This is a genomic window from Streptomyces triticirhizae (assembly GCF_003696235.1).
GTDB lineage: Bacteria > Actinomycetota > Actinomycetes > Streptomycetales > Streptomycetaceae > Streptomyces > Streptomyces triticirhizae.
Genome location: NZ_RFFJ01000142.1, coordinates 1 through 16,185, shown reverse-complemented (window position 1 = coordinate 16,185; position 16,185 = coordinate 1). Strand labels below are relative to the sequence as shown.

At 70.4% G+C, this 16,185-nt stretch carries 11 protein-coding genes and 1 pseudogene; 1 reads left to right on the top strand and 11 read right to left on the bottom strand.

The window, feature by feature from the left end:
- Positions 1-122: 122 nt before the first annotated feature.
- The 8 genes from EBN88_RS21470 to EBN88_RS21435 all read right to left on the bottom strand — a co-directional run bounded on the left by EBN88_RS21470 (position 123) and on the right by EBN88_RS21435 (position 11,311).
- The gene (locus EBN88_RS21470) at positions 123-1,232 is read right to left on the bottom strand and encodes a CobW family GTP-binding protein (RefSeq protein WP_233580831.1); all 1,110 of its coding nucleotides are present in this window, start codon (positions 1,230-1,232) and stop codon (positions 123-125) included.
- Between the two features lie 151 nt (positions 1,233-1,383).
- A complete protein-coding gene (locus EBN88_RS21465; protein ID WP_456114808.1) occupies positions 1,384-3,159 on the bottom strand; it encodes a glycosyl hydrolase family 28-related protein in 1,776 nt (591 codons plus the stop codon).
- A 50-nt stretch (positions 3,160-3,209) separates the two neighbouring features.
- The gene (locus tag EBN88_RS21460; RefSeq protein WP_122185550.1) at positions 3,210-4,814 is read right to left on the bottom strand and encodes a glycoside hydrolase family 13 protein; all 1,605 of its coding nucleotides are present in this window, start codon (positions 4,812-4,814) and stop codon (positions 3,210-3,212) included.
- Positions 4,815-4,836: 22 nt separating this feature from the next.
- Positions 4,837-5,706: a carbohydrate ABC transporter permease gene (locus tag EBN88_RS21455; RefSeq protein WP_122185549.1), complete on the bottom strand. Its 870-nt coding sequence runs from the start codon at positions 5,704-5,706 to the stop codon at positions 4,837-4,839.
- A gap of 13 nt (positions 5,707-5,719) precedes the next feature.
- The gene (locus EBN88_RS21450) at positions 5,720-6,607 is read right to left on the bottom strand and encodes a carbohydrate ABC transporter permease (protein ID WP_122185548.1); all 888 of its coding nucleotides are present in this window, start codon (positions 6,605-6,607) and stop codon (positions 5,720-5,722) included.
- Position 6,608: 1 nt separating this feature from the next.
- Positions 6,609-7,976 carry an ABC transporter substrate-binding protein gene (locus EBN88_RS21445; RefSeq protein WP_122185547.1) on the bottom strand — a complete coding sequence of 456 codons (1,368 nt, stop codon included), beginning with the start codon at positions 7,974-7,976 and terminating at the stop codon, positions 6,609-6,611.
- Positions 7,977-8,073: 97 nt separating this feature from the next.
- Positions 8,074-9,096, bottom strand: a complete 1,023-nt coding sequence (locus EBN88_RS21440) for a LacI family DNA-binding transcriptional regulator (protein ID WP_122185546.1) — start codon at positions 9,094-9,096, stop codon at positions 8,074-8,076.
- A gap of 97 nt (positions 9,097-9,193) precedes the next feature.
- Positions 9,194-11,311 (bottom strand): DNA gyrase/topoisomerase IV subunit B, encoded by a 2,118-nt coding sequence (locus EBN88_RS21435; protein WP_122185545.1) that lies wholly within the window; start codon positions 11,309-11,311, stop codon positions 9,194-9,196.
- A 435-nt stretch (positions 11,312-11,746) separates the two neighbouring features.
- Between EBN88_RS21435 and EBN88_RS21430 the strand changes: the two genes are divergently transcribed.
- Positions 11,747-11,977 (top strand): DUF7455 domain-containing protein, encoded by a 231-nt coding sequence (locus tag EBN88_RS21430; RefSeq protein WP_122185544.1) that lies wholly within the window; start codon positions 11,747-11,749, stop codon positions 11,975-11,977.
- A 236-nt stretch (positions 11,978-12,213) separates the two neighbouring features.
- Here the strand turns inward: EBN88_RS21430 and EBN88_RS21425 are convergent, their stop codons facing one another.
- The 3 genes and pseudogenes from EBN88_RS21425 to EBN88_RS32420 all read right to left on the bottom strand — a co-directional run.
- Positions 12,214-13,839, bottom strand: coding sequence for an RNA polymerase sigma factor (locus EBN88_RS21425; protein ID WP_122185543.1), 1,626 nt, complete (start codon positions 13,837-13,839; stop codon positions 12,214-12,216).
- A gap of 309 nt (positions 13,840-14,148) precedes the next feature.
- Complete coding sequence (locus tag EBN88_RS21420; protein WP_122185542.1) at positions 14,149-15,123, bottom strand: FadR/GntR family transcriptional regulator; 975 nt, start codon at positions 15,121-15,123, stop codon at positions 14,149-14,151.
- Between the two features lie 240 nt (positions 15,124-15,363).
- A pseudogene (locus EBN88_RS32420) lies at positions 15,364-16,185 on the bottom strand (ABC transporter ATP-binding protein); the annotation flags it as partial.

Sequence of the window (16,185 nt, the reverse complement as noted above, 5' to 3'; positions counted from 1 at the left end):
ACCGCATCAAACACTGGCGCGGCCTCGCCACCCGCTACGACAAAACCGCAACCATCTACCTCGCCGGACTCCACATCGCAGGCATCTTCATCTGGTCCGCACGATGATCCAAACGAAAGAACCTAGGCTCCCGCTCCCCCACGACCGCTCGCCGCCGGCTCGGCGAACTCGTGGCCCGGCACGGTCCCTCCCGAAGGCTCCTCCGCGTCCCGCGCCACGAAGCGCAGCACCCGCCACAGCGCGTCCGGTTCCGCGCCGTTGCCGTCGTCCGCCACGACGCAGGCCGTCAACTCCCCGACCAGCGCCTCCGCTTCGAGGCCCGTGCCGATCAGCACCAGGCTGGTATCGGCGTCCGCGCCGGCGGGCGGCGGCGGGTCGGGGAGGAACCGCAGGAAGCGGCCCACCGCGTGCACGGTGTACCGCTCGCCGCCGGCGATCCGCACAAAGCCCTTGATCCGGTAGAGCCCCTCCTTGCGGGCGTCCAGGAAGTCCATCAACCGCCCGCCGTCCAGCGGCCGTTCGCTGGTGAACGTGACGCTCTCGAAGTCCGCGTGCGGGTGGTGGTGACGACCGTGCTCCTCCGCCAGCAGGTCGGCGAACGAGAGCTGCCTCGGACCCCCGCCCCGTTCGGCCGGCGGACCGTCGACGAGCAGCGCGGGATCGACCCGCCCGTGGCTGGCGGCCACCACCGGCGCGCCGCCCGCGCGGTCTCGCAGCGCGGCCAGCAGCGGCGCCCGTCGCTCCTCCGGCACCAGGTCGGTCTTGTTGAGCACCACCAGGTCGGCCAGCGCGGTGTACCGGTCGGTGGCCGGCTGCCTGGCCCGCAGCGCGTCGTGCTCGACGGCGTCCACCACCTGCACCAGCCCGCCGTAGACGATGCCCGGCTGCTCGCTGGCCAGTACCATCCGCACCAGCGTGGGCGGTTCGGCGAGGCCACTGGCCTCGATCACGATCAGGTCGATGGCGGCGGCGGGGTCGGCCAGCCGGGCCAGCGCCTCGTCAAGTTCCTCGGTGTCGGTGGCGCAGCACAGGCAGCCGTTGCCGAAGGAGACCATCGAGTCGACCTGGCCGGCGACGGTCAGGGCGTCCACCGGGACGCTGCCGAAGTCGTTGACCACGGCGCCGATCCGCAGCCCCGAGGCGTTGGTCAGCAGATGGTTGAGCAGGGTGGTCTTGCCGGCCCCCAGGAAACCGGCGAGCACCAGCACGGGAATCCGACCACCGGTCGTCACTGCCCCAACTCCTGTCCCTCGACGCCAGGTCACCGTTCACCCTAAGACCCCGGCTGGCACCCCGGGTGACGGCTCCGGACGCGGAGCGCCCCGGCCGGTCCGCGAGGGGACCGGCCGGGGCGTCCGACCGTCGAAAGGGGCGCGACCGAGGTCACTCGGCCGGCTGGGGCCAGCTCTCGCAGTCGTCCCACTCGGTGTCGAGGCCGGTGTTGCCGCCGCCGTCGTTGATGGTCAGCGGCGGGTTGCTGGTCGGGAACGGGCAGTTGTAGACGCCGGCGACGCCCACGTTCTCGGCGGTCACGTTCTGGACGGTGACCTCGCCGGTGGTCTCGGCCTGGATCACCACGGTGCCCACGCCGTCCACCTGGGCGCCGTCGATGGTGACCTGGTTGGTGGCCAGCCCGTTGCCGGAGCCCGAGACGAACTGGAACGCGCTCCAGGGGCTGTCCGTGACCGTGGTGTCGGTGATGTTGACGTCGGCCTGGATGGGGTGGTTGTAGGCGTCGACGCGGAGCGCGGACATGGGGTGGTCCCAGTTCGGGTTGAGCGCCCCGGCCCGCACCAGGGTGTTGCCGTCCACGCTGATGGTGCCGGCGAGCGGGAAGAACGGCTCCATGAACGCCTGGTTGGAGATGGCGATGCCGCTGCCCAGGGCGTTGGTGTCCTGGACCAGGTTGCTGGAGACGGTGATGTTCTCGCCGCCGTAGATGGCGATGCCGTTGGCCAGGTTGGGCTGGATGACGGTGTTGCCTTCGAAGGTCGAGTTCCGGTTGGCCTGCGGCAGCGACCACATGGCGAGGGAGTCGTCGCCGGTGTTGCGCAGGTAGTTGTTCCGGACCCGCACGCCGTCGGCGTTGCCGTTGAGGTTGAGGCCGTCGGCGGCCATGTCGACGATGCGGTTGTCCTCCACCACCAGGTCGGTGTTGGTGCCGGTCATCCAGAGGCCGACCTTGAGGTGCTGGAGCCACATGCCGGAGACCGAGGAGTCCGGGCCCAGGCTGCCGTTGACGAAGTTGTCCGGGTCGCTGTCCACCCGCTCGGTGACGTCGCCGATGACGGCGAAGTCGCTGAGGTGCACGTTGCCCGGGCCCTCGCCCTGGTTGATGAAGCGGGAGCTGTTGACGACGGAGTGCCAGTTGCCAGCGCCCTGGATGGTCACGTTCTCCACGTAGAGCGGCTGGTTGACCTGGTAGGTGCCCGGCGGAATCCAGACCACGCCGCCCCGGCCCTGGGCGACGGCCTCCACGAACGCCTGGCTGGAGTCGGCCTGGCCGGTCGGGTCGGCGCCCAGTTCGGTGACGTCGAGGGCGCCGGCGGGTGCCTCGGCGGGCGCGGCGACCTGCTCGAAGTCGGCGGTGTCGACGGTGACCTGGCCGCTGGCCGTGAACGTGACGGTGTCCCCGGCGGCCAGGTCCTGGCCGAGCTGGACGCGGGCGTGGGTGAAGAAGTGGTGGGTGGTGGAGCCGGCGATCCAGGGCGCCACGAAGTACTGGTAGCGCGAGGTGAGCGGGACGGACTCCTCGATCTGCTCGCCGTTGACCGCGACGGCCAGCGAACCCTCGCCGCCCTCCGGCACGTTGTAGACGACGGTGGCCGCGTTGGCCGCCTCGGTCAGGGTGAACGTGACGGACTGCCCGGCGGACAGCTCGACGGCGGTGCGGCCGGACGCCTCCGAGGCGACGGTGCCCTGGGTGACGTCGGGGCCGATCACCGTGCCGTCGTGCTCGGCGGCCTCCGCCTCCTGGGTGACGAAGGGGAGTTCGGCTCCGGCCGCCGGGGCGACGTCGGCGGGTGCCGGCGCGGCGGGCTGGTCGGCCTCGTCGGCGTTGGCCATCGCGGTGAACCCGACGGCGCCGAGCAGCAGGGCGCCGGCCGAGGCCGCGCCCGCCACGCGCCACCGCAGACGCGATGGGTCTGGTGCGCTCATGACATTCCCTTCCTGTGGGGGTGGGGGTGGCGGCCCGGCCGCGGGTCCGTTCAGACCCGCAGCCAGACGGCCGTGTCCTGCGGCAGCCGGCCCGCGTCGTCCAGCGGGCCGCTGCTCAGCAGGAGCGTCTCGTGGGGCGGCAGCGGCAACGGCTCCGCCGCCAGGTTGACCGCGCAGACCAGCCGGTGCTCGCGGGCGAAGACCAGGGCGCCCGGCGGGGATTCGAGCCAGGTCAGGTCGCCCGTCGCGGCCGGCCAGGCGCGGCGCAGCCGCAGCGCCGTGCGGTAGAGGGAGAGCATCGAGGCGGGGTCGGCGGCCTGGGCCTCGGCCGTGTACCCAGCCCAGTCGGTCGGCTGCGGCAGCCAGGTGTCCGGGCCGCCGAAGCCGTAGGGCGGCGCCTCGCCCGCCCAGGGCAGCGGCACCCGGCAGCCGTCCCGGCCCGGGTCGATCCCGCCGGACCTGTCGTGCATCGGGTCCACGATCCGCTCGCGCGGGATCTCGGCCTCCGGCAGGCCGAGTTCCTCGCCCTGGTAGAGGTAGACCGAGCCGGGCAGCGCCAACGTCAGCAGCGCGGCCGCCCGCGCCCTGCGGGTGCCGAGCGCCAGGTCGGTGGGGGTGCCGAAGCGCTTGGCGGCGAACGAGAAGCTGGTGTCCGTGCGGCCGTAGCGGGTGACCGTGCGGGTGATGTCGTGGTTGGCCAACACCCAGGTGGCCGGCGCGCCGACGCCCGCGTGCGAGGCGAGCGTTCCGTCGATGGAGGCGCGCAGCCGCTCCGGCTCCCAGGGGCAGGACAGGAAGTCGAAGTTGAACGCCGTGTGCAGCTCGTCGGGGCGCAGATAGCGGGCGAAGCGCTCCACGTCGGGCAGCCACAGCTCGGCGATCAGCACGCCGTCGTACTCGTCGGCGACGGCCCGCCAGGAGCGGTAGACGTCGTGCAGCTCGTCCCGGTCCACATAGGGGTGGGCGTCGCCGCGCTCCACGTCGAAGTCGGGGAGTTCGGGGTCCTTGGCGAGCAGCGCCGCCGAGTCGATCCGCACCCCGGCGGCGCCCCGCTCGAACCAGAACCGCAGGATCTCCTCGTGCTCCTGCCTGACCCGTGGGTGCGCCCAGTTGAGGTCGGGCTGCCCGGGCGCGAACAGGTGCAGGTACCAATCCCCCGGGCTGCCGTCCGGGTTGGTGGTACGGGACCAGGCGGGGCCGCCGAACTCCGAGCGCCAGGCGTTGGGCGGCTCGGCGCCTTCGGGGCCGCGCCCGGGGCGGAAGTGGAACAGCTCCCGCTCCGGGCTGCCCGGCGGGGCGGCCAACGCGGCCCGGAACCAGGCGTGTTCGGCGGAGATGTGGTTGGGGACCACGTCCACGATCGTGCGCAGGCCCAGCTCGCGGGCCTCCGCGATCAGCTTCTCCGCCTCCGCCAGGGTGCCGAAGGCGGGGTCGATCGCGCGGTAGTCCGCGACGTCGTAGCCGCCGTCGGCCAGGGGTGAGACATACCAGGGCGTGAACCACAGCGCCTCGACGCCGAGTTCGGCGAGGTAGGGCAGCCGGGAACGGACCCCGGCGAGGTCGCCGGTGCCGTCGCCGTTGCCGTCGGCGAAACTGCGGACATACACCTGGTAGATGGCGGCGGAACGCCACCAGGCGTGAGGGTTGTGCGGCACGGAGGTTTTTCCTTTCGCGTGATCAGCCCTTGAGGCTGCCCGCCGTGAGACCGGCGAGAATATGGCGCTGGAAGATGAGGAAAACCACCACGAGCGGAATGCTCGCCAGCACCATTCCGGCGATCAGCATGTTGAGCGACGTTGTGTCCGCGATGCGCTGGAGATAGACGGTGATCGGCTGTTTCGCCGGATCGGGAAGCACCACCATCGGCCAGAGGAAGTCGCGCCACAGAGCGGTGATCGAGAGGATCGACACAACGGCGATGATCGGCCGCGAGAGCGGCAGAATGATGCGCCACATCGTGGTGAACGCACCAGCACCGTCGATCCGCGCGGCGTCGAGCAGTTCGTCCGGTATCTGGTCGAAGAAGTTCTTCAACACATAGATGTTGAAGGCGTTCGCTGCGGCGGGCAGCCAGACCGCCGCCGGGTTGTTGATGAGGTTGAGCCCGAGGATCGGCACGTCGGTGACCGTGAGGTAGGTCGGGATCAGCAGGGCGGTCGCCGGCACCATCAGCGTCACCAGCATCAGGCCCAGCACGATGTTGCCGAACCTGGGCCTGAGCTTGGAGAGCGCGTAGGCGGCGGGCAGTTGGATGGCCAGGCCGAGCAGCCAGGCGCCGCCGATCAGCACCACGGTGTTCCCGAAGTACTGGGCCAGCTCCAGGCGGTCCCAGGTGTCCGAGTAGTTGCTCGGATGCCATTCCTCGGGAATGTAGGTCGGCGGGTTCCTGGCCACCTCGGCGGAACTCTTCATGCCGCCGGTCACCATCCAGTACAGCGGAATGATGAAGGCCACGGTGAACAGGACGATCGCGACGGAGAAAAGGGACCAGTAGACCAGTCGACCGCGAGGCGTTTTCAGAACGGCGGGACGTACCAGCGTGCGCAACGGAAAGCCTCCCTCAGGTCTGCTGGCTGCGGGTGACCCGCAGGTAGGCGGCGGAGAACACGGCGAGGACCAGCAGCAGAAGCAGACTCATCGCGCTGGCCGCGCCGAAGTTGTTGTAGACGAACGCGTAGCGGTAGATCAGGAGCATGACCGTGACGGTCGAGTCCTCGGGCCCGCCGCCGGTCATGACGAACGGCTCGGTGAAGACCTGCATGGTGGCGATGACCTGAAGCAGCAGCAGCATCAGGATGACGAACCGCGTCTGCGGAATGGTCACGTGCCAGATCCGCCGCAGGATGCCGGCGCCCTCCAGCTCGGCCGCCTCGTACAGCTCGCCGGGGATGGTCTGGAGGGCCGCCAGGTAGATCAGCGTCGCGGTGCCCATGTTGGCCCAGGTCGAGGCGATGACCAGCGAGATCAGCGCCGTGGACGAGGAGTTGGTCCACTCGGAGGTGGGCAGCCCCACGCCGCCGATGACCTCGTTGATCAGGCCGCCCTCGGGCTGGTAGAACCACCGCCACATCAGGGCGACGACCACGGGCGGCAGCATCACCGGGAGGTAGACCAGCACCCGGAAGTAGGCCCTGGCGTGGCGGAACTCGTTGATCAACAGCGCCGTGACGAACGGCACGCCGAACCCGAGCAGCAGCGCGTACAGCGTGAAGAGCGCGCTGTTCCGCCACGCCTTGGCGAAGAGCGGGTCGTCGAGGATGTAGCTGAAGTTCTCCAGCCCGACCCAGCTCGATCCGCGGACGAAGTTCACTTCCTGGAAGCTCAGGACGACGTTGCGGATCGCCGGATACCAGGCGAAGACGGCGAAGACCACGAGCGCGGCGCACAGGAAGCCGTAGGCGGTGACGTGTTCGCCCAGTCGTCGCCGCCGGCCGGTGGGGGTGATCATCTCAGGAGGCGCCGTAGACCCGGTTGACGTCGTCCTCGGCGCGGTCCAGCAGGCCCTGGATGTCGGCGCCCTCGTCCGTCAACACGCCCTGCATCACGTTGTCGAGGATCGCGTAGACCTCCTGGGCCCTCGGCGGCTCGATGTGGCCCTCGACGGTGGGCGCGGCCTCCATGAAGGTCCGCACGTGCTCCACGGGCACGTTGGCGTGCTGCTCCTTCAACGCCTCGACGCTGTCGCGGATCTCGCCCTCGACCCAGATGTCCGGGGTGGGCGGCATCGGCAGGCCGACCGGCAGCTCGTCGGCGGCGGCCTCCTCGATCCGGCGCTCGATCTCGTCGGGGTTGACGAAGCGCCACTGGAGCCAGGTGAGGGCCGCCTCGATCTCCTCCTCGGAGGCGCCGGCGTTGATCATGTAGCCCTCGCCGCCGAGCAGCGTGCCGCCCTGGTCGGGGATGGGGGCCAGGCCGAGGTTCTCGTAGGTGCCGTCGTACTGGCGCACCAGGGTCGGCAGGTTGTCGGGGGCGGCCACGTACATGCCCAGCTGGCCGGCGCCCATCTGCACCATGACGTCCTCGCAGGACCGCATCTGGTCGCTGCCCATGGAGTTGTCCTCCCAGCGCATCGCGCGGAGGTTCTCCAACAGGCGCACGGTCTCCGGGGTGTTGAACGCCGCGCGCCAGCCGTCGCCTTCGGGCTCGGCGACCGCGCCGCCGACGGAGTAGATCTCGGTGGTCAGGTGCCAGCCGCCGGTGTTCTCGGTGGCGCACTCGCCGTATCCGGTGACGCCGCCGCCGAGTTCGGCGATGGCGGCCGAGGCCGCCCTGACCTCCTCCCAGGTGGTCGGGGGCGCGTTGGGGTCGAGGCCGGCCTGCTCGAAGAGGTCACGGTTGTACAGCAGGCCCATGGAGTAGTTGGCGGTCGGGATGCCGTACTGCCGCCCCTCCTCGTCCTGGAAAGCCTCGTGCAACTCCGGTCGTATCTGGTCGAGATGGGGAACGTCCGCGAGATAGTCGGTGATGTCCGCCGCGTAGCCCTGCTCGATGATCCCGGCCGGGTCGGTGAAGTAGACGTAGAAGACGTCCTCCAGATCGCCGCCGGCGACCCGGGTGTTGAACGTCTCGGGGTCCATGAAGCCCTCGTGGGGAACGATGTCGATGTCCGGGTGCTCCGCCTCGAACGCCTCGATCTCGGCGAGGAACACCCGGAGTTCCCGCTCGTCGGTGTTGGGCGGCTGACCGTTGATGTGCAGGGTGACCTTGCCGTCCTCGCCGCCCCCTTCGCCGTCCGAGGAACAGGCGGCCAGCGTGAGAGCGAGAACAGCGGTCGTGGCCAGGCAGCGGCGGGTACGCCGGTATGCGCGACGTGTCATCGGTGACCCCTTCGTGGGCACGGTCGTGAAGTGCCGCACACTCAACCACCGATGGCAGCGTCGCGCAATATTCTGCGCTTAGTTTGCAAAAACGCGACTACTCGCTGATCCCCCGCCGGGGCGCCTGCCCGGTGGACTCCCGCACCACCAGCTCGGGTTCGAAGAGCAGCTCGTCCCGGCCCACGTCGCGCCCGCCGAACTGCGCCACCAGCACCTCGACCGCCGCGCGCCCCATCGCCTCGATGGGCTGCCGCACCGTGCTCAACGGCGGGCTGGTGCTGGTCATCAGGGCGGAGTCGTCGAAGCCCACCACCGACAGGTCATCGGGCACCGAAAGACCGCGCCGCCGCGCCGCCCTGATCGCGCCCAGCGCGATCACGTCGCTGGCACAGATCACCCCGGTCACGCCGCGCTCCAGCAGCGTCGCGGTCGCCGCCTGCCCGCCCTCCAGGGTGTACATCGCCCGCGCCACCCGCTCGCTGGGCAGCTCGCCGCCGCCCGCCTCGGCCGCGGCCCGCGCGGCGGCCAGCTTGCGCTGCGAGGGAATGTGGTCGGCAGGGCCCAGCACCAGGCCGATCCGCTCGTGCCCGAGCGAGGCCAGATGGCGCCAGGCCTGCTCGACGGCGACCGCGTCGTCGCAGGAGACCCGGGGAAAACCGAGCCCCGGCACCGAGGCGTTCATCAGCACCACGGGCAGCCGGCGCTCGGCCAGCAGCCGGTAGTGGTCGTGCGACGCGTCCGCCTGCGCGTAGTGCCCACCGGCGAAGACGACGCCGGAGACCTGCTGTTGGAGCAGCAGGTCGACGTAGTCGGTCTCCTGGATGCCGCCGGGGGTCTGGGTGCACAGCACGGGGACGAGGCCGCGCTGGGCCAGCACCCCGCCGAGCACCTCGGCGAACGCCGGAAAGATCGGGTTCTGTAGCTCCGGCAGGATGAGGCCGACCAACCGGCCGCGTTCGCCGCGCAGTTGGGTGGGGCGCTCGTAGCCGAGCACGTCGAGCGCGGTGAGAACGGCCTGCCGGGTGGCCTCCGAGACCCCCGGCTTTCCGTTGAGGACACGGCTGACCGTGGCCTCGCTGACTCCCACCTTCTGCGCCACCTGGGCAAGTCGTCGCGTCATATCCGCAAGACTAACGCAAAATTGCGCAATTAAATTGCGTGTGCGCTCCAAGCGATCCGCCGGGCCCCCGGCGGCGGCGCCCCGGCGCCCGGCCGGCTCAGGTGTCGATCCGCGACCTGTCCAGGGTAGCGGCGGACGACGCGATGAACTCCCGTCGCGGCGCCACCTCGTTCCCCATCAACAGGCTGAACGCCTCCTCCGCCGCCTCCAGATCGCCGATGTTGATCCGCCGCAGGGTGCGCTTGCGCGGGTCCATCGTGGTCTCGGCCAGCTGGTCGGCGTCCATCTCGCCCAGACCCTTGTAGCGCTGGATCGACTCCTTGTAGCGGACGCCCCGGCGCTCGAAGTCCAGCAGGGTCTGCCGGAGTTCGTTGTCCGAGTAGGTGTAGTGGTACTTCTCCTGCCCGCGCTTCGGGTTGGACAGCTCGATCCGGTGCAGCGGCGGCACCGCCGAGAAGACCCGCCCCTGCTCGACCATCGGCCGCATGTACCGCTGGAAGAGCGTGAGCAGCAGACAGCGGATGTGCGCGCCGTCAACGTCCGCGTCGGCCAGGAAGATCACCCGCCCGTAGCGGGCCTGGTCGATGTCGAAGGTCCGCCCGGACCCGGCTCCTATCACCTGGATGATGGCTCCGCACTCGGCGTTCTTGAGCATGTCGGAGACCGACGACTTCTGGACGTTGAGAATCTTGCCCCGGATCGGCAGCAGCGCCTGGAACTCGCTGTTCCTGGCGAGCTTGGCCGTGCCCAGCGCGCTGTCCCCCTCGACGATGAACAGCTCGCTGCGCTCCACGTCGTCGCTGCGGCAGTCGGCGAGCTTGGCCGGCAGCGCGGAGGACTCCAGGGCGGTCTTGCGCCGCTGCGCCTCCTTGTGCTGACGCGCCGCGATCCGGGTCCTGGCGGCCGCCACGACCTTCTCCAGCACCGCCCTGGCCTGCTGCTTGGCGTCCCGCTTGCCGGAGGTCAGAAACGCCTTCAGCTCCTTGGCGACCACCTGCGCCACGATCCGCGCCGCCGCCGAGGTACCGAGGACCTCCTTGGTCTGCCCCTCGAACTGCGGCTCGGCCAGCCGAACCGTCACGACCGCCGTGAGGCCCTCCAGCACGTCGTCCTTGGCCACGTCGTCCTCGGCCACCCGCAGCAGCTTGGTCGACCGCAGCACCTCGTTGACCGTGCCGCGCAGCGCCCGCTCGAAGCCGGCGACATGCGTTCCCCCCTTGGGGGTGGCGATGATGTTGACGAACGAGCGCACCGTGCTCTCGTACCCCGTGCCCCAGCGGAGCGCCACGTCCACCTCCAGCTCGCGGCGCACCTCGGTGGGGATCATGTGGCCCTGGTCGCCCAGCACCGGCACGGTCTCCTTGAACGTTCCGGAGCCGCGCAGTCGCAACACGTCACAGATCGGCCGGTCGTTGGCCAGATACTCGCAGAACTCGCCGATCCCGCCCTCGTAGTGGAACACCTCCGTGGAGTGCTCCGCGCCGTCGATCCCCCGCTGGTCGCTCACCGCGATCGTCAGCCCCGGCACCAGGAAGGCGGTCTGCCGGGCCCTGGCGTGGAGCGTCTCCAGGGAGAGCCGCGCGTCCCGCAGGAAGATCTGCCGGTCGGCCCAGTAGCGCACCCGGGTACCGGTGCGGGTCCTGGGGATCTTCTTGCCGACCCGCAGCCCGCTGGCCGGCTCGAAGGGAGCGTCGGGGCCCGACTCCGTGAAGATCCCCGGGGTGCCCCGGCGGAAGCTGATGGAGTGCGTCCTGGCGGCCAGGTCCACCTCGACGTCCAGCCGCGCCGACAGGGCGTTGACCACGGAGGCCCCGACGCCGTGCAGGCCGCCTGAGGCGGCGTAGGAGCCGCCCCCGAACTTGCCGCCGGCGTGCAGCTTGGTCATGACCACCTCGACGCCGGAGAGGCCCGTCTTGGGCTCCGTGTCGACCGGGATGCCGCGCCCGTTGTCCCTGACCTCGACCGAGCCGTCCGCGTGGAGCAGCACGTCGATCCGGTCGCAGTGGCCGCCCAGCGCCTCGTCCACGGCGTTGTCGATGATCTCCCAGAGGCAGTGCATCAGCCCCCGGCTGTCCGTGGAGCCGATGTACATGCCGGGGCGCTTGCGCACCGCCTCAAGCCCCTCAAGAACCAGCAGGTGACGCGCGGTGTAGTTGCCCCCCGGATCGGCCCCGGTCAGCAGTGCGGTGGACGGCACGGACGTGTCGGCGGTCACGCGGTTCGCTCCTCGCTGAATTCTGAGATGTGGCGGAGTACCGCTCAGAGGGTACCGAGGCCTAGGAGAGGCGTTGTGCGGCTCCCCGGGAACATCAGGGTAGCCCACAGTCGTTCACGTGTTCGATCGGGTCTGGGGGGTGACGCGTACATCACGTTCCTTTCGGGGCATGAACCCTCTAGGCTCCGGGCACGTCCTCCTGAACGAATACCGACCTCCGGATACACCGAGGTAGCCGGGAACAAAAAGGCGCGACAACGCGTATATGTAAGCGACCACCAGCACCACAGCAATCCGGCACATTCGCCGCCACCGGGCAGCGTCCGGTCATCTCGCTCGGAGCCCTCCGTTCGAGAAGCCGCGAGCGGGAACGTTCTCGGCCTGGTTGGATGTTGTCCCTGGTACGACAGCTCGTCGAGCTAGAGAAGAGGCGACGTGACTACTGTTCTGACCCCCGCGACCCCGCTCACCGCCGGGGACCGCTGCGACCGCTGCGGCGCCCAGGCGTATCTGCGCGTGGTCCTCATCAGCGGCGGAGAGCTGCTGTTCTGCGCTCACCACGGCCGCAAGTTCCAGCCAGAACTCAAGAAGATCGCCGCTGAGATACAGGACGAGACGGAGAAGCTCAACGCGACTCCCGCGAGCGCACAGGAAGAAGAGCGCTGATCTGACGTCTTGACGTCTCCACACCGACGGGCTCGGTCCGGCACGGCCGGACGACGGGCGGTCACCCCCAGCCACCTGGGGTGACCGCCCGTTTCCTCTGTCCGGGAACGCCCGCCCCGGGCCGGGAACGCCCGCCCGGCCCGCCCGGGAACGCGTCAGGGCCGGCCCCGCATCGGTGCGGGGCCGGCCCTGACGCGTTCCCGGAGCTGTACGCGGAGCGTCAGCCCATCAGTCCGTCAGTCCAGATAGTCGCGGAGCACCTGGGAACGCGAGGGGTGCCGCAGCTTGGACATCGTCTTGGACTCGATCTGCCGGATGCGCTCCCGGGTGACGCCGTAGACCTTGCCGATCTCGTCCAGCGTCTTCGGCTGCCCGTCGGTCAGGCCGAAGCGCATCGACACCACGCCGGCCTCCCGCTCGCTGAGCGTGTCCAACACGGAGTGCAGCTGCTCCTGGAGCAGGGTGAAGCTGACCGCGTCAGCCGGCACCACGGCCTCGGAGTCCTCGATCAGGTCTCCGAACTCGCTGTCCCCGTCCTCACCGAGGGGGGTGTGCAGCGAGATCGGCTCCCGGCCGTACTTCTGGACCTCGACCACCTTCTCGGGGGTCATGTCCAGCTCCTTGGCCAGCTCCTCCGGGGTGGGCTCGCGGCCCAGGTCCTGGAGCATCTGGCGCTGCACGCGGGCCAGCTTGTTGATGACCTCCACCATGTGCACCGGGATGCGGATGGTGCGGGCCTGGTCGGCCATGGCGCGGGTGATCGCCTGCCTGATCCACCAGGTCGCGTAGGTCGAGAACTTGTAGCCCTTGGTGTAGTCGAACTTCTCCACCGCGCGGATCAGGCCGAGGTTGCCCTCCTGGATCAGGTCCAGGAACAGCATTCCGCGCCCCGTGTACCGCTTGGCCAGCGAGACCACCAGGCGGAGGTTGGCCTCCAGCAGGTGGTTCTTGGCCCGCCGGCCGTCCTCGGAGATGATCTCCAGCTCGTGCTTGAGCTTTGGCGCGATCTTGTCGGCGCTGGCCAGCTTGTCCTCGGCGAAGAGACCGGCCTCGATCCGCTTGGCCAGCTCGACCTCCTGCTCGGCGTTGAGCAGGGGAACCTTGCCGATCTGTTTGAGGTAGTCCTTGACCGGGTCGGCGGTGGCGCCGGCGGCGGCCACCTGCTGGGCCGGGGCGTCGTCCTCGTCGTCGTCGGAGAGGACGAAGCCCTCGTTCTCCTGCTTGCCCTCGGGCCCCTCCGCCGGAGCGCCGGCGCGGGCGGCGCGCTCGGCCGGCTCGTCGGCGCCGTCCTCCTCGCCCTCAAGGAACTCGTCGACCAGCTCCTTCTTGGGCTCGGTCTTCTTGGCGGCCGCCGTCTTCTTGGTCGGGGCCTTCTTGGCGGCGGCCTTCTTGGCCGGAGCCTTCTTCGCGGCGGCCTTCTTCGCCGCCGCCTTCTTGGCAGGCGCCTTCCTGGCCGCCTCGGGGGCGGCCGAGCCGTCGGAGGGAGCCGGTGGCTCCGTGGCGACGGGGTCGTCAGGAGGGGCCAACGCGGTGGCCTTCTTGACCGGCGCTGTCTTCGCGGCGACCGTCTTGGTCGCGGTGCGCTTGGCCGTCGTCTTCGCGGCGACACTCTTCCTGGTGCGCTTCGGCGCCTCGGCGGCACTCACCATCAGCGTCACGCCCTCCTCGTCGAGGATCTGGTTGAGGCTGCGCAGAACGTTCTTCCACTGGGTTGATGGGATCTGGTCAGCCTCGAAGGCCCGGCGCACATCGTCGCCGGCGATCTGCCCCTCAGCCTTTCCCCGTTCGATGAGCGCCATCACAGAATTGGACTCGGCGATCTCTGCGGGGAGAGTACGGGAAGTGCTGGCCGACACGAACAACCTCTCGGAAACTCTGGGAACGGCTTAGGCCCGCTCGCTGGAAGCGGGGCCACGACCGACGACCGGGGTGTGCCGACGGCCAGTGGCGGTGGAGCCGAGGCCGGACGCTCCGACCACTGCTGCCACCTCTTGGTTCATCGCGCTGCTCCCCGAAGCGTTACGCAGCTTTCACGTGTCCCGAGTCACACCGCACGCTCGACTGTAGCGGGCGAAGGCAAATGCGTCGCCGGAGCCCTGCCTTCAGCGGGCCCGGCGACGTACGCCTCGCGTGTCCTTCCCGGCGCTCGACGAGCCGGGCCGAGGCGTGGCTCAGTGCTCGCGGGGGGCGGGAACGACGTGGTCAGCGCCGGTGGCGGACAGTGCGGTCGGGGCGTCCGAGGAGAAGGTGAGGAGTTGGCGCATCGCCGTCTCGGCCGCCGGCGGCTCGCCGGAGCCGATGGCGTCGACGATCCTCTGGTGGAGCGCGACCGAGGCGTCGGTGGGGTGCTCGCAGCCCGAGGCGGCGCCGCCGGAGACCTGGAGGGCGGAGGCGACGATGCCGGAGAGGTGCTCCAACATCCGGTTGCCGGCGGACCGCAGGACCAGCGCGTGGAACTCGGCGTCCGCGCGGGAGAAGGTCAACGCGTCGCCCTGGGCGAGGGTGTGGGTCATGATGTCCACCATGTCGCCCAGCCGCTGCTGGACTTCGTCGCCGGTGTCGGCGGCTGCCAGCCGCGCGGCGAGCGGCTCGATGGTCAGCCGCAGCTCACACAGCTCGCGACGCTGGTCCTCACGCTGGGGGCCGAACGCGCGCCATTCGATGATGTCGGGGTCGAGGAGATTCCAGTCGCCGACGGGCCGGACGCGGGTGCCGACGTTGGGGCGGGCGCTCACCAGGCCCTTGGCCTCCAGCACGCGCAGCGACTCGCGCACGACGGTGCGGGAGACCTCGAAGCGCTGGCCGATCTCCTCGGGGACCAGCGGCCGGTCGGCACCGAGGTCGCCGGAGACGATCATCTGACCGAGCTGCTGGACGAGTTGGCCGTGCAGGCCACGACCCCGGTTGCCGGCGGCGCGGCGACCGAGTCGGCCCATGTCGGAGTCCCCGCTGTCCCAGGCGGGGGCGTTGGTGGTGCGGGCCGAGCCGGTGGACTCGGCGTAGGAGTAGCGGTCGAACTCGCTCGGCCGGCCGGCAGGGCCGGAGTCGGCGGAACGGGTGGCGGTCATCATGGAGTGCGCAAGGGTAGTCACGCCTCCTTTGTCGGCGGCCCCGCTGGGCACCTTGAGGTCTTTGGTGAAAAGCACACGAAAGGGTGATCGGCGACTCCCGCATAATTGACGTCTAACCGGAAGGAAATGGACTCCCTTGTGCACAGCGCATCAGCGCATCGGTCTCAGGGCGGCACGGCCGCTCGACCGTCCGTTCCGACCGCGTTCCCGATCTCGCCCTCCTCGAACCGCCGTTCGCCAACTGCCCTGCGCACACTGAGGAGTTCACGAGGTGCGAGGCGGCGCCCGATCGGTCGCGCGGCCGCCTCCGTCGTCCTAGCGCCGACCACCGCGCAGGCTCACCAGGGTGTAGCCGCAGAGCAGGACGGCGAGGGAGAGGGCCAGGGCCCAGCCGACGGGCTGCGCGGCAAGCCGCACCGAGGCGGTCAACCAACGGTCCAGGGCCGAGAGCACGGGCAGCGTGGTCAGGGCGGTGAGGCGCTCGGGCAGCCCGTGGAGATCCTGGCCGAGCGGGCTGTTGAGCAGGGCGCGCAGCCCGGGGGCCAGAGCGAGTGGGACGGCGACCACGGCGGCCAGTCCGACCAGCGCGGACCGGAAGACGCCGGCCGCCAACAGTCCCGCCCAGGCGCAACCGACGGAGAGGGCGGCGATGCCGTGGAAGGCTCCGGCCCAGGCGTCGGGGGTGGGGCCCCTGGTGCCGAGCAGCAGGGTGAGGGCGATGGCGTTGACCGCGACCGCCGCGCCGCAGAGCAGGAGTGTGGCGGCACAGGAGACAAGCAACTTGCCGGCGAGCAGGGAGAGTCGGCGTGGCACCTGGCGACTGGCATGGGCCAGCGCCGGGTAGCGGAACTCCTGGCCGAAGGCGAGCGCCCCCAGCAGCCCGGCCGCGATGGCGGCCGGCGGCAGGGGCAGGGGCTCCACCCAGCCGCTGAGCACGCGCTCGGCGGGGTGGGAGCCGGCCCAGGCGAGGGCGACGGCCGAGCCCAGGCCGGCGAGCAGCGCCAGGGCCATGGCCCACCAGCTGGTGCCGACACCCATCCAGCGGCGCAGTTCGTAGCGGAGCGGCCAACTCGGGCCAGGGGGCGGCAGGGCCGGAAGCGGCGGCGGCAGCCCGGGGCGGGCGGCCGGCCGCGCGCC